This is a genomic window from Streptomyces sp. NBC_00887, from assembly GCF_045207585.1.
The window spans coordinates 6,551,214-6,573,077 of record NZ_CP108788.1 but is presented as its reverse complement, the minus strand read 5'-3'; the positions used below and the strand labels follow the sequence as shown (position 1 = coordinate 6,573,077).

20 protein-coding genes are annotated in these 21,864 nt (G+C 67.4%); 9 read left to right on the top strand and 11 right to left on the bottom strand.

Annotation, left to right across the window (positions count from 1 at the left end):
- Window positions 1-69: 69 nt before the first annotated feature.
- From pglX to pglW, 5 genes are all read right to left on the bottom strand, one after another.
- On the bottom strand, window positions 70-3,807 hold the full coding sequence (gene pglX / locus OG844_RS30120; protein ID WP_406394509.1) for a BREX-2 system adenine-specific DNA-methyltransferase PglX: 3,738 nt from the start codon (window positions 3,805-3,807) through the stop codon (window positions 70-72).
- A 40-nt stretch (window positions 3,808-3,847) separates the two neighbouring features.
- Complete coding sequence (locus OG844_RS30115; protein WP_406394507.1) at window positions 3,848-4,210, bottom strand: hypothetical protein; 363 nt, start codon at window positions 4,208-4,210, stop codon at window positions 3,848-3,850.
- Window positions 4,211-4,356: 146 nt separating this feature from the next.
- A complete protein-coding gene (locus OG844_RS30110) occupies window positions 4,357-4,941 on the bottom strand; it encodes a hypothetical protein (protein ID WP_406394505.1) in 585 nt (194 codons plus the stop codon).
- Between the two features lie 305 nt (window positions 4,942-5,246).
- A complete protein-coding gene (locus tag OG844_RS30105; protein WP_406394504.1) occupies window positions 5,247-6,260 on the bottom strand; it encodes a MarR family transcriptional regulator in 1,014 nt (337 codons plus the stop codon).
- Between the two features lie 351 nt (window positions 6,261-6,611).
- On the bottom strand, window positions 6,612-11,027 hold the full coding sequence (pglW, locus tag OG844_RS30100; RefSeq protein WP_406394502.1) for a BREX system serine/threonine kinase PglW: 4,416 nt from the start codon (window positions 11,025-11,027) through the stop codon (window positions 6,612-6,614).
- A gap of 678 nt (window positions 11,028-11,705) precedes the next feature.
- Here pglW and OG844_RS30095 point away from each other — a divergent pair.
- Complete coding sequence (locus tag OG844_RS30095) at window positions 11,706-12,257, top strand: flavoprotein (protein ID WP_406394501.1); 552 nt, start codon at window positions 11,706-11,708, stop codon at window positions 12,255-12,257.
- A gap of 106 nt (window positions 12,258-12,363) precedes the next feature.
- On the opposite strand, the gene OG844_RS30090 is transcribed toward OG844_RS30095, so the two are convergent.
- The 5 genes from OG844_RS30090 to OG844_RS30070 form a co-directional block, all read right to left on the bottom strand.
- On the bottom strand, window positions 12,364-12,564 hold the full coding sequence (locus tag OG844_RS30090; RefSeq protein ID WP_406394499.1) for a dehydrogenase: 201 nt from the start codon (window positions 12,562-12,564) through the stop codon (window positions 12,364-12,366).
- Between the two features lie 42 nt (window positions 12,565-12,606).
- Window positions 12,607-12,903 carry a hypothetical protein gene (locus OG844_RS30085; RefSeq protein WP_406394497.1) on the bottom strand — a complete coding sequence of 99 codons (297 nt, stop codon included), beginning with the start codon at window positions 12,901-12,903 and terminating at the stop codon, window positions 12,607-12,609.
- Between the two features lie 311 nt (window positions 12,904-13,214).
- On the bottom strand, window positions 13,215-13,796 hold the full coding sequence (locus OG844_RS30080) for a hypothetical protein (RefSeq protein WP_406394496.1): 582 nt from the start codon (window positions 13,794-13,796) through the stop codon (window positions 13,215-13,217).
- 18 nt (window positions 13,797-13,814) lie between these two features.
- Window positions 13,815-14,354, bottom strand: coding sequence for a hypothetical protein (locus OG844_RS30075; protein WP_406394495.1), 540 nt, complete (start codon window positions 14,352-14,354; stop codon window positions 13,815-13,817).
- 217 nt (window positions 14,355-14,571) lie between these two features.
- Window positions 14,572-15,558 carry a PIN domain-containing protein gene (locus tag OG844_RS30070; RefSeq protein WP_406394493.1) on the bottom strand — a complete coding sequence of 329 codons (987 nt, stop codon included), beginning with the start codon at window positions 15,556-15,558 and terminating at the stop codon, window positions 14,572-14,574.
- 510 nt (window positions 15,559-16,068) lie between these two features.
- Here OG844_RS30070 and OG844_RS30065 point away from each other — a divergent pair.
- Entirely contained in the window at window positions 16,069-16,860 is a 792-nt protein-coding gene (locus tag OG844_RS30065) for an NUDIX domain-containing protein (RefSeq protein ID WP_406394491.1), read from the top strand.
- Here OG844_RS30065 and OG844_RS30060 read toward each other — a convergent pair.
- Window positions 16,844-17,977, bottom strand: a complete 1,134-nt coding sequence (locus tag OG844_RS30060; protein ID WP_406394490.1) for an XRE family transcriptional regulator — start codon at window positions 17,975-17,977, stop codon at window positions 16,844-16,846. The genes OG844_RS30065 and OG844_RS30060 overlap by 17 nt on opposite strands.
- Before the next feature lie 359 nt (window positions 17,978-18,336).
- Here OG844_RS30060 and OG844_RS30055 point away from each other — a divergent pair, with 359 nt between their 5' ends.
- From OG844_RS30055 to OG844_RS30025, 7 genes are all read left to right on the top strand, one after another.
- Entirely contained in the window at window positions 18,337-18,678 is a 342-nt protein-coding gene (locus tag OG844_RS30055) for a hypothetical protein (protein WP_351175803.1), read from the top strand.
- 5 nt (window positions 18,679-18,683) lie between these two features.
- Entirely contained in the window at window positions 18,684-20,045 is a 1,362-nt protein-coding gene (locus OG844_RS30050; RefSeq protein WP_406394488.1) for an FtsK/SpoIIIE domain-containing protein, read from the top strand.
- Window positions 20,046-20,122: 77 nt separating this feature from the next.
- On the top strand, window positions 20,123-20,305 hold the full coding sequence (locus OG844_RS30045) for a hypothetical protein (RefSeq protein ID WP_406394486.1): 183 nt from the start codon (window positions 20,123-20,125) through the stop codon (window positions 20,303-20,305).
- Between the two features lie 79 nt (window positions 20,306-20,384).
- Window positions 20,385-21,047 carry a DUF2637 domain-containing protein gene (locus OG844_RS30040; protein WP_406394484.1) on the top strand — a complete coding sequence of 221 codons (663 nt, stop codon included), beginning with the start codon at window positions 20,385-20,387 and terminating at the stop codon, window positions 21,045-21,047.
- 14 nt (window positions 21,048-21,061) lie between these two features.
- The gene (locus OG844_RS30035) at window positions 21,062-21,253 is read left to right on the top strand and encodes a mobile element transfer protein (protein WP_384610380.1); all 192 of its coding nucleotides are present in this window, start codon (window positions 21,062-21,064) and stop codon (window positions 21,251-21,253) included.
- Window positions 21,254-21,271: 18 nt separating this feature from the next.
- The gene (locus OG844_RS30030; RefSeq protein WP_383800322.1) at window positions 21,272-21,427 is read left to right on the top strand and encodes a hypothetical protein; all 156 of its coding nucleotides are present in this window, start codon (window positions 21,272-21,274) and stop codon (window positions 21,425-21,427) included.
- A 23-nt stretch (window positions 21,428-21,450) separates the two neighbouring features.
- Complete coding sequence (locus OG844_RS30025; protein WP_406394482.1) at window positions 21,451-21,783, top strand: SpdD-like protein; 333 nt, start codon at window positions 21,451-21,453, stop codon at window positions 21,781-21,783.
- Window positions 21,784-21,864 lie beyond the last annotated feature (81 nt).

Genomic DNA, 21,864 nt, shown 5'->3' with positions numbered 1-21,864 from the left:
CCTGGGCCGAGTTCGCGGAGTCCAGGGCGGGGCCGAGCTCCGGCCCCACCCGCATGTGCCCGTACGCGCCTACTCGGCGGCCTTCTTGCGGCCGCCCCGCTTCTTCTCGGGGCGCCAGGCGCGCAGGTCGGACTCCGAGAGGTGGCGTTCGGTGCGGCCGAGGTTGAGGGCGCTCTGGAACTCCTCGGCCGGGTTGCCGTCCCACTCCTCGTCGAACTCGTCGTACCACTGGTGCACCCAGGGCATGGCCTCCTGGAGCCCGGCCAGGAGCGGGACGAAGCGGGCGTCGTCCTTCGGCCAGCCGTCCCGCTCCGCACGGTCGTGGACGAGGTTGGCCAGGACCTCGGCCTGCTCGCGGTGGTTCCAGCCGGCCCAGCCGAGGAGGAGCGACGAGTCGTTGTCCGTGGACGCGCCCGGGTAGGAGATGAACCGTTCCTTGGGCACATCGAGCTTGCCGCGGTTCGACCAGTAGGACTGCTTGAGGAAGTCGGCGCCCGTGTACTTCGGCGGAACCTTGATGTCGAGCCGCTGCCCGGTACGGTCCTCCTCGCGCTGCTGCTCCCAGACCTGCTCCCACTGCTCGCGCTTGCGGAGACCGGTCTCCTTGTAACGCAGAACACTGAGGTAGGGGACGTGCTCGGGCTCGATGATCGCTGCGAGCACGGTCGCCAGCGAGGCATCCCGCTTGCCGAGGTGGTCCTCTGCGTAGAGGGCGGCGACGGCTTGGACGTCCTCGTCATGGCGGAGGGCATCGGCGAGCTGGTTCACGGTGAGAGGTCGGGGCGCGGTGAACTCGTTGCGCTCCTCAAACCAGAGGTCCGCGTGCTCGGCGGCATCCAGCAGCCAGGCACGCAGGGCGGCAGCCTCGCGCTTCTCCCAGGGCTCGGTGGACCAGCGGCGCTTGTATTCGGGGCGCTCGATGAGGCGAATGTCCTTGTTGGACTCGATGAGGTCTAGGCGGGCCTGGACGACGTTCCTGTAGGGCTCGGGCCAGTCCGTAGGAATCTCGATAGCCGGAGTGGACCTGTGCAGTCTGAACCAGGCGTTCTGGGACTCATCATCCGGCGCATGACTTTTCATCTGAATCTCGAAAGCGCGTTGACCGAGAGAGAGTTGGGGGATAGATCCGTCCGTCAGACCGGCAGAAACATCTGGGAAGGTGGCACGGGCGACCTCTGTCGGCGCCAGAAGCCCATAAGCCCCATACACGGTCCAGTCCAGCTCCTCCTGGAGCGCGAACATCTGGGAGCGAATCTTGGCCTGGGCGGCGGAAGCCTCCTTGAGTGCGGCGCGGGTCGGAACAACAGCGGCCGTGAGAGCGGACGGCTCGTGCTCGGCCAGCTTTTGAGCAAGCGTGTCGAGTTCGCGGCCGAGGGTGAGCGGGAGCGAGGCGGGAAGAGGGAACTCCTGCAGCTTGGTGCCGGTGAACTCGAAGTACTCCTCCCAAGCCCAGCGCCCTGTCGAACGCTCGCCGCCCCGATTCCCCTTGCCCTGACTTACCTGCTTCAACCAGAAGCAAGCCGCAGAAGAGTTCAGCACCCCCAGCAACTCCAGATGCTGCTCCTCACTGGCCCCCTCCGGCAACTTGATCACCGGCGCGGACTGCTTGAACACCTTCCCACCCCGGTCCAGCACGAAGTGGTTATGCGTGGCCACAAAGGCGAACGTAATTGATAGTGGTGTGCTGTATCGCGCTTTCACCCATCGATACCAAGTCCACCAAGGCTCGTCGGACTCTGCACGAGTCTGGCCCCCAAATCCTGTGGTCGAGCCGAGTACGGTCTTCATGGCCCACAGGTGTCGTCCCCACGTTGTGCTCGCCTCGTAGGCAACAGGTTCGTGTTCAGTGCCGTATGGCACGAGCGCGGGGGTTTCAGCCGCCGTGTCCCAGTCCCGCACCACTTCACCAACGACTAGCCGACGTTCCAAACAGCGTGCATCAGGGCGTTGGCGAAACCACTGCTTAGAAAGGAAGAAGACTTCGTCTTGTCCAGGAAAGCTCGCGAAGCCGATTGGCCTGCCGAGAACGCCGCCAAGCACGCGTGGGGCTTGTCCCAGGATGCCCATTGCTTCCGATGCTCCGCCACCAGACAGACTCCAGGGAAACGCGGAGAAATCAGATCGTTGCTTCTCGGCCACACTCACCCAGTCCGACTCGCTCCCCGGCTTCCCGACCTGCCTCTCAATCGCCTGCCACACCAACCCCCGCGAAGCATCCTCCGGCTGGCTGGGCTCCCCCCGCACACCCAGCACAGCCCGAACCTTGTCCGCCTGCAGCTGGTTCTGGTTCCGCCCCGCCAGGATGACCGTCGGCGTCCCATGCCCCGGAATGAACGCCCCCGACGTATCGATCACATGCGTCAGGTCGACCTTCGGGAAGAACTCCTCGATCAGCTTCTTCCCGAACTCCCGCTTCATGAAGGAATTCGCGGTGATCTGCCCCGTGAAGCCACCAGTCCGCTCGCCACCCCCGGCCCGTACCGCCAGCTCGAAGATCCGCTGCGCGAACGGCACCGACAACGCGTACTGCCGGTAGCAAGCGCTGTACGCGGCCTTGTAGTTGGCGTTCTCCTGCTTGTCCTTCACCGTGATGTACGGCGGGTTCGCCACCACCACGTGATACGTACCGCGCCCCAGCAGGTCCACCTCCCGCGCGTACTCCCCCGCATCCTCCGTGCGGTAGTAGAACGCCTCCCGCTCCCCCATGAACGTATCGAGGGTCTCCGTCACACCCTCCGCGCCCCGCCCGTGCAGCAGCGAGTCCCCCACCGCCACCCGGATCGGCATGTCCGGCGCGCCCCGCAGCTCCCGGACCCCGCACTCCTTCAGCGCCGCGACCAGCAGCCGGAAGCGCGCGATGGAGGCCGCGAAGGGGTTCTTGTCCGCGCCGTGCACCGACTCCAGGGCGCGGCGGATCAGGACCCAGTCCTGCGTACCCGGCTCCAGCTCGCGCCACTTCTCCAGTACCCGCTTGAACATGCCGAGCAGGAAGTGCCCCGAGCCGCACGCCGGGTCGATGCAGCGCAGGCCCCGGACCTGGCCGTCCGGGTCCTCCTCGCCGTCCCAGCCGGCCGGCTTGTGCTTCCACACCGGGTCGAGGCCGAACTCCTCGATGGCCGGGTCCAGCGTCAGGTCGAGGATGAACTCCTCGACGAAGACCGGGGTCTGGAGCAGGGCGTAGGTCTTGCGGGCGTACTCGGAGAGGTCCTGGTAGAGGTCGCCGAGGAAGCGGGTGTCCAGCTCGGGGTCGGTGAAGTCGTAGCGGACCTCGCCGTCCGCACCGCGCTCGCGCCAGAACGCCAGCAGCCGGGTCGCCGCCTCGTAGGACGGCGTCACCTCCCACAGCGGGTTGTGGCCCCGCTCGAAGAGGCCGGCCGCGGTCCGGTGCGCGTCGGCGAGGGCGCCGAACGACTCGGTCAGCCAGTCGCGGTCGTTCAGCTTCGGGCTGCGGCGGAAGAAGTCGTCGTGCCGGTCCTGCGCCTCGGCCAGCCGGTCACCCCGGCCGGAGAGCCACGCGTCGGGGATCAGCCCGTTGTCCTCGCTGAAGCGGACGAAGACGCACGCCAGGACCCAGGCTGCGGCGATCTGCACGACGCGCTCGTCACGCCATGTCTCGTACATGGAGGCCGTGCGCTCGGACTCCAGGGCCCGGTCGTACTCGGCGTGCAGGGCCGTCGCGTACTCCTGCTCCGTCTCCGTACGTTTCCGGAGGTCGTCCTCCAGGAGCGCGACCTGCTTCTGCAGGTCCTTGAGCAGGGCGGCGTGATCAAGCGACGCGACCCCCGTACGGTCTTCCTCGGACGACACCGGCGAAACCTCTCCATCCCCTACGAGCTCTGCCGCGGCTTCACGGCGTACGCGTACTCGGAGTGCGCGTCCCTCCATCGTGCCAGCTCGGAATCGCCGTGCCGCAGCGATCAACGTGATCGGCCACCTGCTCCATGAACCAGCGCGTGATCGCGTAGGGGACGACGTGTCCGTCATGGCTGTGGATGTGGACGGCCGGTTCCGCGTTCGGATCCTCATCAGGGACGAACGCCACCAGGAAGGCGGCTCCGGGCAGGTGCCTGTCCGCGTCAGGGTTCTCGGCCCGCGCGGCCGGAGCGGGCACGGCCTCGCTCAGCTCCACGGCCCAGGCGTCGTCGGGCAGGGCGTAGTGGAACTGGACGGCATAGCGACGGCCTGTGTGCTCGCGCGCCTCTGCTGACATGGCGGCAGGCTGCCACGGTCGTGCCCGGTCGGAGGCGCCCGAACCGACGTGTACGGGACGACCACTGCGGCCCTGCTGCGTGCCCACGGGTCGGGTCGTCGCCGCCAGCGGGTCCCACGAGCTCGTACGTCACTGCGGGGGAAGGCTCACTGCCCGCCGAGTATCAGCAGAACAGAGACGTACAGGCTGCCGGACACCGTCGTGAACAAGAAGGCGAGAACCGTGTGGACGACGAGCCCTCGCCCCGGGGCAGGGGCCAGGTGTGCCCGGGCCGCACGGGTCACCCGGGGCGCGGGGGCACCCCGTGCGGCGTTCGCCTCCGCCTTCTCGATCGCCCGGCGCAGCTTCCCGAGGCTTCTGCGGGTCGTGATTCCCAGGCGCACGCCATGAATGTCGCGCACCACCACGGTGCGGTAGGTACTGCCGTACGAAAAGGTCGTCAGGAGCCGGACCGTGGTGATCCGGTTCAGATCGACGGACCGTGCGCCGGTCAGGGTGCGCGCGGTCAGGCGCGAGGACGAGTGCTGGAACGGTGCCTGCTCCTCGCAGAGTGCGGGAAGGAGCAGGAAGCCGGCGATCCCGGTGAGCAGGCCGAGCACGATCGGTGTGCCTTCGGGAACCGCCCCCGTCCGGGCCAGTCCGTAGCTGCCGAAGGGCAGGAGCAGGACCGCCACGACCAGGCCCGATCCCAGGCGCGCACGGGCAACACTGCGGGCGGTGGTCGCTTCCACTGAACGTCCCCCTTCTCCGGCGGGCACCATCATGCTGCGCGGCAGATCTCGCCGCATTGCCGGTGCCCGGCAATCTTCGGCGCGGGATACGTCGGGGGACGGTCCTATGACCAGCAGGACCGCACGTGTAGGTACACGGGCCGCGAGGAGAGTGCGGCCGAGCCGGTCCGACGGAGGTCACCTGGGCGACGCCGGGAGCGTGAACAGGGACGGGACACGATGAGCGGCGGACGGTCTCAGCCGCCCGAAGCCCAGCGCCGACCGCGCCTGTCAGGGCGGGTGGACTTCTCTCTGCCGCTCACGGCTCAGGGCAGCCGGAGCCCGTCGCGGAGAGCCTTCATGTGGACCTGGATGTCGCGTTCGATGGCCGGTTCGGCTGCGGTTTCCTCTCGCGGCGCCTGACGGCAGGAGCGGCAGAGGCCGTCGAGGATGGCTTCGGACGGTCCCGGGGCGCCACATTCGGTGCACTCCACCAGCAGACGGCGGCCCGGGGTACCGGACGCGGCCGGGGCCGGGGTCGTGGGCAGGTGGGGCGGGAGTTTGTCCTGGAGGCGGCGGCGTACGAGACCGACCGGGGAGTCGACCCGGGCGGGAAGGCCGGCGGTCAGGGCGTGGGTGAGATAGGTGGCGTCCACACCGCGCGCGAACCACTCGGCGGCCAGTGCCTCCAGTGCCTGGCAGTCGTCGGCCGAGAGGGCGAGGCGGGGCTCGGTCCTGCCGAGTCGGGCCAGGGCGAGGTAGGCGGGAGAGGGCACGTCCGGGGCGGGGTCCGGGGTTCGCTGCTGCGGTACGCAGGGGACGGGTGACGGGTCGGCTGCTCCGGCCGGTGCGGGGGAGGCGCCTACGGGGGCGGCCACTTCGTCCGGTGCGCACGGGACCCGATCCGGCACGGGCGGCGTCGCTGCCGCCTCCTCGGGGACCCGGTCGCTCTCGGCTGCGAGATGGGTGGTCCACCATTCGTTGTCGCGGGCGGTGCGGGACCAGAAGGTGCGGGTGACCCAGCGGTTCTGGTGGTCGACCTCGATCCGGCACAGCACGCGGCGCAGGTGCCCGGCCACCGCCAGGGCCCTGAGGGCCGTGCCGACGGCCATCTGCCCGTACAGGGGGAGGTTCTTCGCCAGCGACTTGATGTCCATGGCCGCACCCTCGGGCAGCCGGTCGACGTATCCGGCGATGTACCGCTCGCGCTCGGACAGGAGCATGAAGTCGTCCTGACGGGGCGGGCGTTGGTCCGGGGCGGAGTGCTTGCCGTAGCCGCGATGGGCGTGGGGCGCGGATGCGGGCGCGCGCAGGGCGGCGCTACTGTTCTGGGTAGCCACGAGATCGCTCTTTTCGATCTTGGGGTGAGACCCCGGCCGGTGCGACTAACACCGCGTCGGGGTCGTTCAGTTGTCGCACCGTAAGCAGTCGCGACGCTCCGCCGCAACTCGGTCACGATTAGTCATACTTGCTGGCCGTGACGGGTCAGGGAGGTGGGGGAGGTTTTACCCCACCTTCTTTTACCCACCTGTGAAAGAAGGCGCTCGGGTCCCGGAACCCGTGTCCCGACTCCCGGATCCCGAAGCTCAAGCGTCGGGCCCGGCGCCCTCCTCGTACCCACGAACGAGTGAACCGGCCACTCCCGGAGCTCGACCCCGGGGCCTCGGGTCCCGACTCCCGGATCCCGAAGCTCAGGACCCGGGACCCAGGCCCCGCAGCTCCCGCAGCGACAGCCCGTCCAGCACCGCCCACTCGCTCACCCGGTCCACGACGTCCACCGTGCGGCCGTCCAGGGCCGGAGTCGCCTGCGGGTCCTCCGCCGGGACGAGCAGCCACAGACCGTGCGGGGCGTCCGCGGGGCGGCGGGCGGCCTCCTGCAAGGTGACCAGCAGCTCCCGGCCGCCGGCCTCCCAGTACCGTGCGGCCAGCCCGGCCCGGTGGGCCAGGAGGACGGCACGCGGCCCCGACTGCTCGGCGAGAGCGGTGACGCGGGTGGCGACGCGTTCGGCGGCGAGACGGGTGTAGGAAGCGAGCGCCGCCCCGATGACACCGGAGGCCGCGAACGTGGCGTCGGCCTTCAACAGGGCCTGCCACCGCACCCCCTGCTCCTCGGCCAACTCCCGCATCGCGGTCAGGAACAGCTCGTCGAGCGCGACCGGTACGACGTCGTACCGGGAGGCCAGCCTCGCCTCCACACCCGGCAGTTCCGCGCCCTTGAGGGTCAACGCGAGGAAACCGCCCCGCCGGTGGGACGTCTCCAGCCGCGCGGCGAGCACCTTGCGCGGGTCACGGCCCTGCGCCACGTCACTCTGCGCGGCGGCGATCAGCGTGCCCGTGCTGGTGAGCGCGGACACCGACACCTCGTGGCGGCTCCCGGGCACCAGCTGGACGCGCGGCAGGAAACGCTTGCGCTCCTGGTCGTAACCGAGCGGGAAGCCGGCCTCGACAAGGGCCTCCTCCAGCTCGACATAGGTGGTGTCGGCCAGAACCGCCAGGCCCGGGAAACGGGCCCGGACCCGGGCCAGCAAATCTGCGGCACTGATACCGACATGGGCACGCACCCCTGCCGGAGCCTGCGAGATGCGCAGGGCACGGGGAAGGTCCAGGTCCAGCGGGAACAGTTCGAGGCGCGGGGAGAAGGCGACCCCAGGCGCCAGGGCAGCGGCGAGCGCCACCAGCCGGGTGTCGGCCAGCGGCGTTATCCCCTCGGGCGGACTCACCGCACGCAGCTCGCGCAGCACGGTCGCCCGGCCCGGCAGCGGATCGCGGGCCGCCACGACGGTCGCGGCCTCACCGAGACGGGCCGCGTACTCCGCCAGCTCCACAGGCGTCGGGTCGTCGGCGCCCGGCTGGTCCTCCAGGGCCACGACGACCCGCCCGGCACGCCGCAGGACGGTGAGCCGGGCCGGGACCTCGGCAGCGGTGCCGGCGTCCTCGGCGCGCTTGCGGGCCTCCGTCTCGGCAGCCGCCCGCACCACGGCCAGTGCCATGCCCAGGGTGTCGGCGGGACTGGCGTCACCCGCGCCGTGCCGGGCGCGCAGCTCCGTGGCCAGCTCCTCGGCCGTCATGACCCTGCCCTGCTCGGACAGGATGGTCACCAGCTCGTCGCGGATCCGGCGCAGCCACGGCAGCTCCGCCCACTGCTCTGTCGCCGCGAGCTGATGCTGGGAGACGGTGGGCTGGCTGATGCCCAGCGCCTTGGCGATGGCGGGCTGGGCCGGCCAGGGGTCCAGCCGGTCGGCGCCCGGCAGTTGCAGGGTGGTGCGTACGACGTCGGGGCGCGGCTTGGTACGCCGGTTGCCCTCCACCGGAGTGAGCCGGGCGGCCAGGGTGTCCACCGACTCCAGCGCCTCTTCGGGCGCGTCCGCCGCGACGGTCGCCGCGGCCCTTGAAACGGGCTTCTTCCGCAGGTCGTGCGTCCACTGGCGGTGGCGCCGGTTGAGCTCCTTGCGGATCACGTTGCCGGCGCCCCGGGCACGGGAGATCGTGTGGGGCGGGATGTCCAGCAGGGCCTTCACCGTCGCCGCACCCAGACCGGCGGCGACCGAGACGGCCCGCGGCGACAGCCCTGCGGCCTCCAGCGGCGTGGCCAGACCGGCGGCCGCGGCAGCCTGCTCGCGGGCGTCCTCGACGGCCTCGGCGGTCAGGCCCACCGTGGCCTGAGTGGTGGCCGGGCGCGCCGAGTCCGCCGTACGGAACAGCTGCCGCCACGCCTCCGCCGTCTGGCGCAGGCTGTCGTACCGCTGGTCGACATCCCGGTGCAGGGCTCGCTCGAAGAAGCGGGTGAGCCCCTCGCTGAGCGCCGGGTCGAACAGCTCGCGGGCCACGTACAGCTCCGCGTCCGTCACGGTGAGCGGGTCGCTCTGGCCGTCGCCCCACACCGGGCGTTCACCCGAAGCCATCTCATGGAGTGTCACGGCGGCGGCGTACCACTCGGCGTGATCGTCGTAGCGGGCACGGCGGCTGCCGCCGAGGAACGGGTCGAGATAGCCGCGGGTGCCCGCGTGGATGTCCTGGTCGGGGGCTTCGGCCAGGGAGAAGTCGAACAGCATCAGCTGCCAGGAACCGTCGTTGCGCTTGAACAGGCCCAGGTTGTCCGGCTTGATGTCCCGGTGGCGCACCCCGCGGGCGGCCAGACTGTCGAGGGCGTCGAAGAGGTCGTTGCCGAACCGCTCCAACTGGTCGTACCCCAGCGAGCCCTGACCCCTCAGCCGCGACCCGAGACTGACCGGATCCCGGTCCGCGGGCGAGCGGAAACCGCCCGCGTACTCGATCTCCAGCACCGTACGGCCGGCCAGCTCACGCGGTTCCGCGAGCAGCTTGGCGATGCGGCCACCGCCGACCTCCTTGAGCGCCTCGGCCTCCGCGTACAGCCGTGCGTCCTTCTCACGGTCCAGGGCGACCTTGAAGACACGGGGAGAATCCGGCTCGGCCGTTCCGTCGTCCGCCGTGCGCCGCACCAGCAGTGCGCGGGCGGTGGCCCCCGTGCCCAGGACCCGGGTGACCGTCCAGGTGTCGTCCAGGGGCTGGCCCGGCAGCACGGTCAGTGGGTCCGCGACCGCGCCGCCCGGCTGCTCGGCCGGTGCGGCATCGGCCTCGGCGGCGTCCAGGAGACGCAGGAAGTCGTCCGGAGAGGCCAGCCGCCCCTGCAGATCGGCGGCGGTCGCCTGGAAGACCACCGCGTCCAGAGCGGCGGAGATGCTGTCGGCGACCGCGTACGGGTGGAGTCCGCCCTCGGCGGCCAGCCGGTCGACCAGGGTGCTGCGGCGGTCGGCGGGCGGACGGCCCGTGAGGAGCAGATACGCGAGGCTTCCCACACCGAAGACATCGAGATCGACCGGGTCGGCGAACTCCTGGTCGGTCTCCGGAGCGAGATACACCTGGGCGATGTCCGCGATCAGGCCCGCGTCCAGAGGGGTGTCCCCGAGTGAGCGGTGCAACGAGGTCTCGAAGTCACGGGCGGCGGTCTGCCAGTCCGCGATCCGGAGAACGGGATCGGTGCCGTCCTCGCGCGCGGAGACGTACACCGAACGTGCGGACAGAGCACGGTGGTAGAGGGAACGATTGTGGGCGTAACGCACCGCCTCGGCGAGCTGGCGCACCAGGTCCAGGCGCACCACCGGGGTGAGCCGGCCACCGTACGCGTCCAGATAGGCGTCCAGACGCAGATCCGTCTCGCGGTGCCGGAACAGGATCGCCGGACCGCCCTGGTGCTCCCGGATCTGTACCGCCTGCACGATGCCGCGGTGGTTGATGCCCTGCAGCACCTGGTACTCACGGCGGGCCGCCCGGTCCACCCGGCGCCGCTGCTGCTCGGACGACGCCTCGCCGGCCAGATAGATCCGTACGCGGCCGCTCTCCTGGGCCAGGCCGTCGTCGCGTACGGCGAGCCGGTCCTCCCAGCCGGGCCCGGCGTCCAGGGCCCGCGGCTCCATCCGCCAGCCGTCACCGAAACGCAGATGCGCGGTCGAGTGGCTGATGCCGATCCGCTTCATCAGCTCTTCGAGCAGACGGCTGGTCTGCGGGGTGACCCGCCAGCTCTCCCGCTCGGGCGGCAGACCCAGCAGATCGTCCCAGATCTTCGGCAGCCCACCGGAGCCGTCGTTGCGCCCGAAGACGGCGGTGCGCTGGAACTCGTCGAGCTCGCTCACCAGGTCCGGGTCGTGCAGGAAGACCGCCGGCTTGATGTAGGGAATCCGCCTCGGGTCCTCCTTCATGGCTCGGGCGGCGCGCTCGAGGCGGCCCTTGAGCTCCTTGGCCTTGAGATCCGTGAGGTGCAGCGGGTTCTTCAAGGTCCGCACCCGGTCGGCGTGGAACTGCCAGGTGTCCCCGTGATTCACCACCCGCCCCGGATGGCCCTTCAACTCCAGCAGATACAGCCCTCCGGGTACAGCGATCAGCAGGTCGCTCTCGTTGACCCGGCCGGAGTCCCCGGTGAACTGGAACGTCGCCCACGCCCGGTACGGCTCGGCCTGCGGCATCAACTGCCGCACATGGTCCAGCCCCTCCTGCTCCCACCGGAATCCCGAGCGGCGCGGCTGATACCAGTGCTCACGGCGCGCAGGAGGACCGGGCTTCGGGGCGGACGGCCGCTCGACTGGCGTCACCGGGAGATCTCCTGGATCTGATAGGCGTGGGCAGGGTGGTCGGAGTAGCTCGTCACCCCACGAATGCCGTGCCTGGCCTCGCCCCTGCCACGACAGGCATCCTAAGGGCTGCGATACGTCCGTACGCGAGTGCCGGGCGACACTGCCGCAGGACGCCGAAAGCCGCGCCGGGCTCTCCGACCGATGTACTTCGCCACTGAACCGCATCGGGCTGAGGGCGAATCGGCGGCGGCGATGCGGGGCGAAAATGATCCCGCTTCGCGAGCGGACGGGCACCTGCAGATCCTTCGGCACGGCAGATCGCCGTGACCGTGGAGGCCATCGCACACCCCCGCCCGAGGCGGCACCGACGGCACGGAGGAGGCCGGGCAAGCACCTGGGCCGGCAGAATCCGGAGCAGCAGCCCCAGAACAGCTCAAAGCCCCTACCAGGTGAACCCGGTAGAGGCTTTGACGTGCGTGGACCTGTGGGGATTTGAACCCCAGACCCCCTCGATGCGAACTATCGGCACAGTGGTCGCTGAGGGCTGTTGACGTTCCCACACGGGTGCTGGGGGCCAGCAACGGTTGCTGATAGTCGCTGTGGTTGCGGTACTTCTCTGCTGTACTGCTGGCCCTGGGGCGGACCGATACGGGGCGGTGAACGGTGAGCGTAGGCAGTCGCGGAGTGCTGGCAGTCGTGGGTACGGCAGCCGACGGAGTCGAGCAACTACGCACCGGCCTGGTCGAGCCAGCCATAGCCCTCGGCTGGCGGGTAGCCGTGACACTGACGCCGAACGCCGGCCGATGGCTGAGGGCAAACGGCGAGCTGGACCGACTGGAGGCACTGACCGGCCTGCCGGTGCGGGATACGCCTCGCCTGCCGACTGAGCCCCGCCCCCACCCGGTCGCCGACTGCTACGTCGTCGCACCCGCGAGTGCGAACTACATCGCCAAGCTCGCGACGGGCGTCGCCGACAACCAAGCCCTAACGCAGGTGAGCGAGGCGCTCGGCACGATCGGTGCCCCCGTCGTGGTGTTCCCCCGGGTCAACGCAGCGCATGCAAGACATCCTGCCTGGCAGGGGCACATCGAGACGCTGCGAAAGGCGGACGTAGATCTTGTCTACGGTCCTGACGTCTGGCCACTGTACGAACCGCGCGAGGGCCCAGAAGTTCGAGAGCTGCCATGGTCCACAATCGTGGAGTCCCTCCAGCAGGTGACGACCCAGTCTGCTCGACACCCGCTTTAGGGAGTTCGCTCCAACTCACCCTTGGCAGCCCAGCCGCGCGTACGAGTGTCATCTGTAGCCGCCCAATGCCCCAGCAGTCCGCGGGCGCTGATGTGAGCGTTGGATGTCAGCGGAACAACTCCGGCACGGGGCAGATCTCCAAGGGGTCGCCCGGCCGATCCGCCCAGTTCCACCAGACGTGCTGACTGGCGCACCGCCACAGCGATCGGCAGGTCCGCCGGCCGTCGTCCTCGCGCCTGGTGAGCACGACGCCACCTGACTTCAGGGGCTGCCTGCACTCGGGGCAGACCGGAGCGTCGCTGGTCATGCGCTGCACACTAGCCCGAGCACCACTCAAGCGCTGCCCTGATCAGTGCAGCCGAACTCTCAACTGGTGGTTGTACTCAAGGTGGTCGATGACCTCACCGCGGATGCGTCCCCCGAGAACGGGCAGTCCCATCCCTTCGGGCATAGCAGTGATCTCGGCGAGCGCCACGGCGTTCGGAACTCCGTCGACCCGAATGAAGACGCCGAAGGGCTGACGTGCAATCACTTCTCCTGCGATGGGGGCCCTCAGGGGGAGAGCTGCAAGCGTTGCCGTCCAGACTTCCTCCGGCGACTGCCCCGGCACGTTGGGGCGGCGCGTTGGCCAGTTGTATTCGTCCATGGACAGATCATGACCTGCCGAGAGAGCCCGCGACTACTGCGCTGTAAGCCTGGCGACAACCTCAAGCCCGCTTCAGCTGGTCAACAGAGGCAGAGCGCGGCTGTCCCTCAAGGGAGCGCTGACGCTTCCGAGCACTCTGATTGACCGTGGCTGACCGCACAATCTGGCACGGATCTGGCACGCGGCCTGCCTCGTGAGTTCGATCGGTCCGCACTCTTACCCGGTGCCGCCGGTTGCCGGGAACACTTGCGGCTGCGCCCTCAGACTCAGGGAGCTCGAATACGTCCGGAGGGCCCGATCACAGGGCGCTGCTAATACTTGCGTTCAAGTGGAAAACCGATGCCATGAGCCGCCGCTGAAATGGAATCCTCAGCACTTGAGTAAAGGTATCCAGGGTACTCCGCGGTGGCCAACTGGAGGAACCAGAGAAGCCCTTGCTGGCGCAGAATCATCGACTTTTTCGCATTATTAGTAATTTGAGAATCTACATACCTACCTTCCAATTCCGAGATGGCACCAAAAAGAAGTTGGGGAGAATTCTCAAGATTCCCAAAGTCGCCGATAATAAGCCCTAGCCGATACGCGTCGGCAGAAAACACTGTCATGTCTTGAAAATCCAAAGCGGGCGGGGATTCCGGCCGTCTGCAAATGCGTGTTTGAGACTTGCAATTATAGTGCAAAATCGCAAGAGTGGCCGATCGTCCATCCACTACGACTTCGTACCCCACTCCCCGCCCCGCGGCAACTGCGTACTCCGCAGCCGCCAAGGAAAGGTGACTGTGCAATTCACCCGCGCCCTGCACTTCTCCAACAAAATCGGCAATAGCAATAAGAGCATCTGGGTCAAATGTCAGAACGGATTGAACTTCCAGTTGACTTTCGGCCCCGATCACGCATCAACCTCACTCCTGCTAGCTCAAAACGACGACAGAAACGATACTAATGAGACCGTAAGCAAGACCCCAAAGCGTCAAATAGAACAGCAAAATTACGAACGCGTGGGTGCTGGGCCCATGAATGCTGTCCCCTGAAACGGTAATCAGCAAAATGCCAAAGATTACACCCGCCCCCAGAGCGATTACCGCCACCTTGGAGGTGACCGTCACATCACCTTGATCCGAGAGCGAAAAGATGAGACCGAGCACCACCCCTTGGATGGTGATCGCAAGCTGGGCCCCCGCAGTAATAGCCCGCCCCAGAGGTGCAGGCTCGGTTTCACTTCCCGGCGTGGCCCCAGCGTCAAGGCGCTCATCGGCGGCGACAAGCTTGTCCCATAAGTAGCTACTAGCCCAAAAGGTGCAGATCACCGCCGCTAGTACGCCTGTCGCTACGACCAGGGGAACTTCGGCACCGTTCATCCCCAACAGCGTCGCGGTCAGCGCTGCAATGGCAACTGCAGTACCACAGAAGTGAGAAATCATCCCCTGAGATTCAGCGACAGCATCTGACACGTGTGCCACTGCCACCTCCCTATCACTTGCCCTCTGCGCCTCGATACGAGGTCTAGCAGAAGAAGAAGGGCACCGCATTGCAACCGCGCGGCAGCCCGCGGAGGCTCACTCGGATGCCGCGAGGCAGAGCGGGTCTGCAGGACCTCATTCCTATCAGGTCCGCCCAGGTGGTCCCTCGACCATTGGTCTCACCTGTCGCGCGTCAGGGTCGCGTCGCCTACGTATCTAGGAAGTCCCACTCCTCTCCGAGAACCCACCTCAGGGCAGAGAGCTTGCCGTGAACAAACCCCCAGCCCCAGTCGTCCCATGGACCCACGTTGTCTCTGCCGTATCGCGCCTCAATGTCCCGCATAGCAGCGATCATCTGATCTTCCAAGCCAGGATCCAGCGGTTCATCATCACCGGCTTCAAGCTTCTCCTGAAGGATCAACTTTCGAACGTACCAGATCTTTTCAAAGTACTCGTTTTCCGCTTTCAAGATCTCGGCGAGGGAACGTGCATCTGTCCTAACCAGATCTATTTCCTCGACCAGCTCGGCAAAGTCATCACCGAAGTAGCTCAGCATCAGAGAGTTCAGGCCGTCTACTCCATAGATATAACGAGATCGAACCTGATTGAAAATGCCTTCCAGATCCGGATGCGGCTGCCGATGGTCACCCTTTGGAAACGAGAAGTCGTCATGGTTCGAGGTTGCGAAGCAAAAGACTTCACCCGTCTCGCCACTTTGCTCGATCGTCGATTTATATAGCTCGACAAGCAAGGCATCGGCGATGCTGTTCTTATTTAGATGGAGCGGCGCTTTCTTCTCAAGGCCTCGCTTCACCACGGCCGCATATTCGCCAGCGCTTGGTTCGAGCTTCCTTCCCTGCTTCAGGAGCTCGAATATTTCGGAGAAGTTTTGAAGGGACCCTTCTGCCACATAAGGGATCTGGTGGGCCATCTCCGATATCCAGCGTCGAGCGTCTTCGTCGCCATACTCCTGGAGGTCTTGTTTCAGGAGTCGAAATCTCTCGCGGACGCTCTGCGTTGCGGCACTCTCAGCTCTCGGCCGGTTTCTCTCGAACTCGTCGAGAATTAGCGATGGGACCAACAGCTCAAGTTTCTCTTGATGCTTCAGGACACGTATGGCAACGATCATCTGCTGACCGTCTCGCCGCCGGGCCAAGTCAAGCCATACCGATGTGTCTATGAGAAGTCTAAGCACGACAGAAGGGTACGGGAATCGGGTTGAACTGGATGGGCAATTAGGTCGGTGGAGCGGGTTTGGCCGGTGTCCTGCCCGGTTTGGGGTCGAGCATGATCAGGGGGCCGTACGCTGGCTGGCAACTCGGGCAGGCTGTGATCCTGCCCGGAATTTGAACGAGTGGCCCCCTGGTCTTGCTCGACGCGGGACCCGAACCGGGGAGGTGGCTAAAGCCGTGGAGCCGACCGCCCCAGCCACAGCGGGGTACCCCACACCCCCGTGCCGGCCGTTTCTCTCGGGCTGGTGTCGCGCTCGGTGCGCCGCCGCCCGGCCGAGGGCAGCCGGGCGGAGACAGAGGCAGCCCCCGGCCGGGGGCTGCGGCGCGCGCCGCGCTTGCGCGGCGCCTTGAACCCGTAGAGAAGGTTTCTACTCACCCCATGACCGGCCGTGTGATCGTCACCTGTTGACGGTCAGCCCCGGCGGCTACGCTGGTGCACGCCAGTTGATGACATCAAGGAGCGTGCTCAGGGGATGGGACCGAAGTCGGCGCGGGTCTACAACACGATTCGCCAGTGGGTCACCTCCGGGAAGCTGAAGCCCGGCGAGAAGCTGCCGTCTGAGCGCACCTTGGAGAAGGACCTCGACATCGGCAGGACACAGCTACGCACTGTGCTGGCGAAGCTCGTCGCCGAGAAGGTCATCGAGTCCAGCGCCCGTAGCTCCTACCGGGTGCCGTCGACTGACGTGAGCATTGAGCGGCCCGAGGACCTGGAGCCGTGGCAGATTCATGGCGAGCGCACGGTCTATGACAACCGCTGGGTGAAACTGACGCTGGTCGACGTTGAACCGCCGGGCGTTGAGCGCTTCGAGCATCACGTCGTGCGGCTCCACCATGTGGCGATCGCAGCGGTGGTCGACGACCAAGACCGTGTCCTCATGCTCTGGCGCTACCGCTTCGTGGCGGACAAGTGGGGCTGGGAGCTTCCCGGCGGCATTGTGGACCAGGGTGAGGACCCCCACGCCGCCGCGCTCCGGGAAGTAGAAGAAGAGACCGGCTGGCGACCGAACGCCCTCGATCACGTCGTCACCTATCAGCCCATGATCGGGATGGTCGATTCGCCGCATGAGATCTACGTGGGCAAGGGCGCACAGCACGTAGGTGATCCCACGGACGTTGAGGAAGCTGGGCACATCGCATGGGTGCCGCTCTCGGACATCCCGCGGCTGATGGCCAGGGATGAGTTGATGGGCTCAGGAACGTTGGTCGCCCTGCTGCACCTGCTCGCTTCTCGTGGAGAAGGCGCCTCTACAGCTTCTGCGTGAGCTGCTCGACGCGTCGTCGGTATCGAACAGACCCGGTTCGATTGGCCAACAAGCGAGCCTGCTGTAGGTGCTCCTGAGCTTCGGCATGTTCCTCACGCGCGAGGTGCGCCTGGGCAAGATCACAGCGCAGACCTGAAGTGGCCCGGATGAACGTTGGGTCCGCTGCGTCTAGGGCCTCGTACAGGCTGCCGAGCGCGTCATCGTCTCCCAGTAGCGCCAGAGCGTTCCCGCGCCATCGCGCCAGATGGCCACGGTTCAAGAAGATGCTCAGCATGTCTGGGTCGCGGGCTTCCTCGCCGTCCGGGAGGCAAGCCACGGCTCGGTCGATTGCCCGTCGGCATTCGTCTGGCAACCCAGCCTTGGCACAGAGCTCCGCCTCGGCCGCGTACAGCCACGCCCGCAGGCGCGGTGACACCTGGTTGCCGCCCAAGCGCTGAGCCTCTCGCACGAGGGCGACAGCCGTCTCAGGCCTCCCCGCGTCGTTAAGCACGTACGCCTGCTCCGCTGTGGCGTGAGCGAGGTACATCGGTTCGCCAGCCTCCTGGGCTGCTCGCTTCCCTAACTCGTAGTTCCGCCAGGCCCTTTCGACACCTCCGGCATCGAGTGCTTGCCAAGCAGCAAGGGTGGCGGCTCCGGCCAGTGCCAGAGCTACGGGGCGACGAGTCTCGGGAAGCACTGCAAACGTGAGCGCGTCTTCCAAGGTCGCAAGGTGGCCTGTCATCTGATCTATGAGAGATGCGGCGCCCATCTGGCGATCCACGGTGCGTAGTAGCTCTGTCTGGTCCATGAACGTATTCACCATGGTCAGGCTGACACTGCGCGCCGAGTCGATCCGGGTGATCAGATCGACGTAGCCATCAACCGCGGGCGGCGCTTCTGGGGCAGCATGCCGGCCGAATAGTTCCTCGTCCGTGACTCCCAGCACCGGTCGCAGGATCCTCGCGTAGCGCTCGCTGATTGAGCGCTTCCCGTTCTCCCACTCCGAGACGTAGACGCGCAGGCTGGCAGTCGAGCCGATTCCGAGAGCGTGCCTTCGCGCGTATTGCTCAAGCTCGTGGATGAGCCGCGCTTGCGACCACTGTCGCGCTCCTCTTGCTTCCCTCAGTCGATTGAGCACTCCGCACCGCCGCCCCTGCAACTGGTCCGCCAAGCCTTCACAGCAGCATGCCTCACATCAATGCAGGCAGGCAGGGGTTAACAGAGACGTTAACAAGATCGCGGTGAACCCCTGTTGGCTACCGCCCAGTTGAACGAGGCGCTTCTCTAGAAGAGTCACAGCAAAGCGAGTTGAGGCGACCAACCGCACCACCCGCTTGACATCTGGTGCGCACCAGATGCAACCTGTTGGTGCGCACCAGATGGGAAACGAAGAGCCCCGCGGCTGCTGCCGACAGGGCTCGAAGTACTCACATGCAGGAAGCGGCGCCCTACCGCCAAGCAAGTCGCCGCTTCCGCCCCTACAAGGGAGCTTCCATCATGTCAGCATTCAAGATTGATCTTTCGACCGCCGTTGTGTTCGTCGCGGTGGAGCCGAAGCACAAGGTGATCAACAAGGAGACGGGTGAGATCGCGGTCGACCGCGAGACGAAGGCCAAGATGATGACGGTCGGCCTGACCATCGCGGACGAGGGTGAGGCGAACCTCTACACCGTCTCGATCCCGGAGACGGGTGTCCCGGCCGGTGTCACGCTGGGCATGCCGATCAAGGTCGTGGGTCTCAAGGCCCGTGACTGGGAGAACACGTTCAACGGTGAGAAGCGCTTCGGTATCGCATTCCGTGCCGTCGCCCTGGTCACCCCGTCCACGACCAAGGCCTGATCGCCATGTCAGGGACAGCGCTCCTGATCGTGGGTGTGCTCCTGGTCGCCGCCGTGCTGGTTCTGCGGTGGCAGCGTCCGGCCTGGTACTGGATGACGTTCGGCATCCTGTTCGCGCTGGTGCGGGTGGCCTTCCGGTACGCGTCGGTCATGGACGCGTGCGGGCTGACCGTTCCGCCGTCCCGGCTCCGGCTCACCCTCGCCAGGATGACCAACCGACCGGCTCCGAACTCCCGTGTCCCGCGGATTCTGCGGATGCGACCGACCCGCACCGGACTGGTGCTGCGGCTGAAGATGCGGCCCGGTCAGGACGCGTTCGACTTCACGGCATCCACGGACCGGCTACGGCACTCCTTCGCCATGCAGGGCATCACCGCCCGGGAACTCAAGTCCGGTGTCATCGAGTTACGGATGACCGGCTACGACGTCCTCAACCGGGTCCAGATGCCCGCCAAGCTCGAACGGGAAGGGCTGCGTGTCCCGGTCGCACTGCGGGAGGACGGAGAGGTCCACTACCGCGACTACCAGGAGGTTCCCCACGCCCTGAACCTCGGGGCCACCAAGTCCGGGAAGTCCGTCTACCAACGCCAGCTGGTCAAGGAACTCGCACCGCTCCATGTCGCCCTGGTCGGCATCGACTGCAAGGAAGGAGTCGAACTCGCCCCACTCGCCCGCCGGTTCTCCGCCCTGGCCGACAACCCCGACGACGCGGCCGAGCTCCTGGAAGCGCTCGTTGTGCGGATGGCCGACACCTACCAGGTGATCCGCCGCGAACAGCGGATCAGTGCGGACACCCCGGACGGGGAGATCACCGCCGACATCTGGGGACTCCCGGATCATCTGCGGCCGGTCCCGGTCGTCCTCCTCGTCGACGAGGTGGCAGAACTCGCCCTGTTCTCCACGTCGGCGGAGAAGAAGCGGCGCGAGCGGATCATCACCGCCCTGGTCCGCCTGGTCCAGCTCGGCCGGGCCGCGGGGATCTATGTGGAGATCTGCGGGCAGCGCTTCGGCGCGGAACTCGGTGACGGCATCACCATGCTCCGTGCCCAGCTGACCGGCCGTGTCTCGCACCGGGTCAACGATGAAGCCTCCGCCAAGATGGCGTTCGGTGACATCTCACCCGATGCGGTCGTGGCCACCACACAGATCCCCATCGAACGCCCCGGCATGGCCGTGGCCGGTGACTCCTCCGGCGGCTGGGTCCGCATCCGCACCCCGTTCACCACGCTCCGCCAGGCCGTGAACGCCTGCAACACCCACGCTCACCGCACGCCGGCACTCGACGGACTCGCCGCGTTCCGGCCCGTCCTGCCGCACGTGTCCCTGGTCAAGATCCCGGCCCCGGCCAGCACCCCCGCCGCCGCCTGACCCATCCCTCGCACCCTCGGTCGGCGCGACCGCCCCGCGCCAAGTCCCTAGCCCCGCCATGCCCAAGGGAGGACACCATGCCCGCCGCCAAGAGGACCCGCCCCGCACCTGCTGCGAAGAAGAAGCCGTGTCCGGAGTGCAAGAAGGCCGGGCAGGTCTCCGAGTCCTTCCAGATCGGCAGCCGGAAGAAGCGTGATTCCGCTGACCGGCAGGAAGCGCTCTGCCTGACCTGCTTCGGCACCGGCCACGCCCCCGAGTAGATCCCCGCCAAGGCCGGGCGGCAGGACATGGCTCCCCGCCCGGCCCTGGCCCCAATACCCCAGCGAAGGAGGTGAAGTCATGACCCGCTCGATCCGCCCGGACGCTGTCCTCGTGCAAGCCGTGATCGCCGGTGCCCTGTCCTTCGCCCACCTGCACGACATCGCCGCAGCAGCCGGACAAGACGGCTGGAAAGCCTGGGCCTACCCGATCTCGGTGGACTTGCTGCTGGTCGCGGCCTGGCGGCGCCTGCGCAATCTCCGCAGCACCGGGGAGCCGACCCGCGCCGCATGGACGTGGTTCGTCGTCGCACTGGCCGCATCCCTCGGTGCGAACGTCGCCACCGCCGGACTCCTCGACCTGACCAACGTCCCCGCCTGGCTCCGCATCCTCGTCGCCGGATGGCCCGCGCTCGCCTTCCTCGGCGGAACCCTTCTCGTCCACACCCCGCCCACCGACCCGGAAACCACTGCCGAGCCTGCGCCCGCGGTCGCTCCGGAATTTATGCCGGCCGATCCGGCCCCCGAACCCGGGCCGCTCCCGGATGCGGTCGAGGCTGCCGAACCGGTTCCGGCCCTGCTCGCCCCGCCGCCGGATGTTCCGCCCGCCTTGGTGGACCACGCCCGCAAGCTCGCCGACGCCCACCGCTCTGCGACCGGCCACCCGATCGACGCGGACACTCTGCGCGAGCGTCTCGGCCTGCCCGGCCCGATGGCTGACCAGCTCGCCACCCACCTCGCCTGACAAGGAGACCTCTGATGGCTGCCCGTGACTTCTTCCACTCCGTGATGCGGATCGGCCCGGTGCAGATCGGCACCCACCGTGACCGCCACGGCCGCACCAAGCACGCCGCTGTCTGCTCCAACGACGACTGCGGCTGGTCCGCCGACTACTCGAGCCAGCCCGCCGCCCAGCTCGCCGCCCGCACCCACCGCTGCCGCACCCGCTGACCGAAAGGACTGATCCCCGTGGACGTCCCTCTGTGGCTCGCCCTGATCGTCGTCGGCTGGCTCGGGATCAAGCTCTTCCGCCCCCCGGCCTGGCTCGTCGCCGTACTCCTCCTCGGCGGCTACCTCCTCGCCGACAGCCTGCTGTCCCCCGTCATCGACACCGCCGTCAAGTAACCCGCCCGAAAGGGGAACTCGCCATGATCCGCCCTCGCGTACCGGTCAACCCACTGCCTACCGGCATCGTCACCCCGCTCATCACCACCGCATCCGCCCCGGTCGAGCAGCACCACACCGCGGCCTGCGCCTGCCAGCACACCACCCCGGCGCCCGTCGCTCCGGCTGCTCCCGGTGCTGCTGTGCGGCTGTCTCCGGCCGGTGTCCTCGCCGTCGTTGGTGGTGGTGCTGCGGTCGTGCTCGTTGTCGGCGCGGTCCTGGTCTCGCTGCTGCTCGCCGTCGCCATCACTGGTGCCTCGGTCGCTGTCTGCGCGGTCGTCCTGCGCTCCCTGCTCAACAACCCGCCCCGTCGTTGACCGGCTCTCCGGGCGGCCTCAACCGCCAAGCATCCGCCGCCCGGAGAGCCCTGCCCCTTCCCGACCCAAAGGACCGAAAAG

Bases quoted from the DNA above. Each gene is read 5' to 3' on its own strand.
- OG844_RS30055 (WP_351175803.1), top strand. From the start codon at position 18,337: ATGTCAGCATTCAAGATTGATCTTTCGACCGCCGTTGTGTTCGTCGCG.
- OG844_RS30065 (WP_406394491.1), top strand. From the start codon at position 16,069: ATGGGACCGAAGTCGGCGCGGGTCTACAACACGATTCGCCAGTGGGTC.
- OG844_RS30050 (WP_406394488.1), top strand. From the start codon at position 18,684: ATGTCAGGGACAGCGCTCCTGATCGTGGGTGTGCTCCTGGTCGCCGCC.
- OG844_RS30090 (WP_406394499.1), bottom strand. From the start codon at position 12,564: ATGACCAGCGACGCTCCGGTCTGCCCCGAGTGCAGGCAGCCCCTGAAG.
- OG844_RS30115 (WP_406394507.1), bottom strand. From the start codon at position 4,210: ATGTCAGCAGAGGCGCGCGAGCACACAGGCCGTCGCTATGCCGTCCAG.
- OG844_RS30035 (WP_384610380.1), top strand. From the start codon at position 21,062: ATGGCTGCCCGTGACTTCTTCCACTCCGTGATGCGGATCGGCCCGGTG.
- OG844_RS30040 (WP_406394484.1), top strand. From the start codon at position 20,385: ATGACCCGCTCGATCCGCCCGGACGCTGTCCTCGTGCAAGCCGTGATC.
- OG844_RS30085 (WP_406394497.1), bottom strand. From the start codon at position 12,903: ATGGACGAATACAACTGGCCAACGCGCCGCCCCAACGTGCCGGGGCAG.
- OG844_RS30045 (WP_406394486.1), top strand. From the start codon at position 20,123: ATGCCCGCCGCCAAGAGGACCCGCCCCGCACCTGCTGCGAAGAAGAAG.
- OG844_RS30025 (WP_406394482.1), top strand. From the start codon at position 21,451: ATGATCCGCCCTCGCGTACCGGTCAACCCACTGCCTACCGGCATCGTC.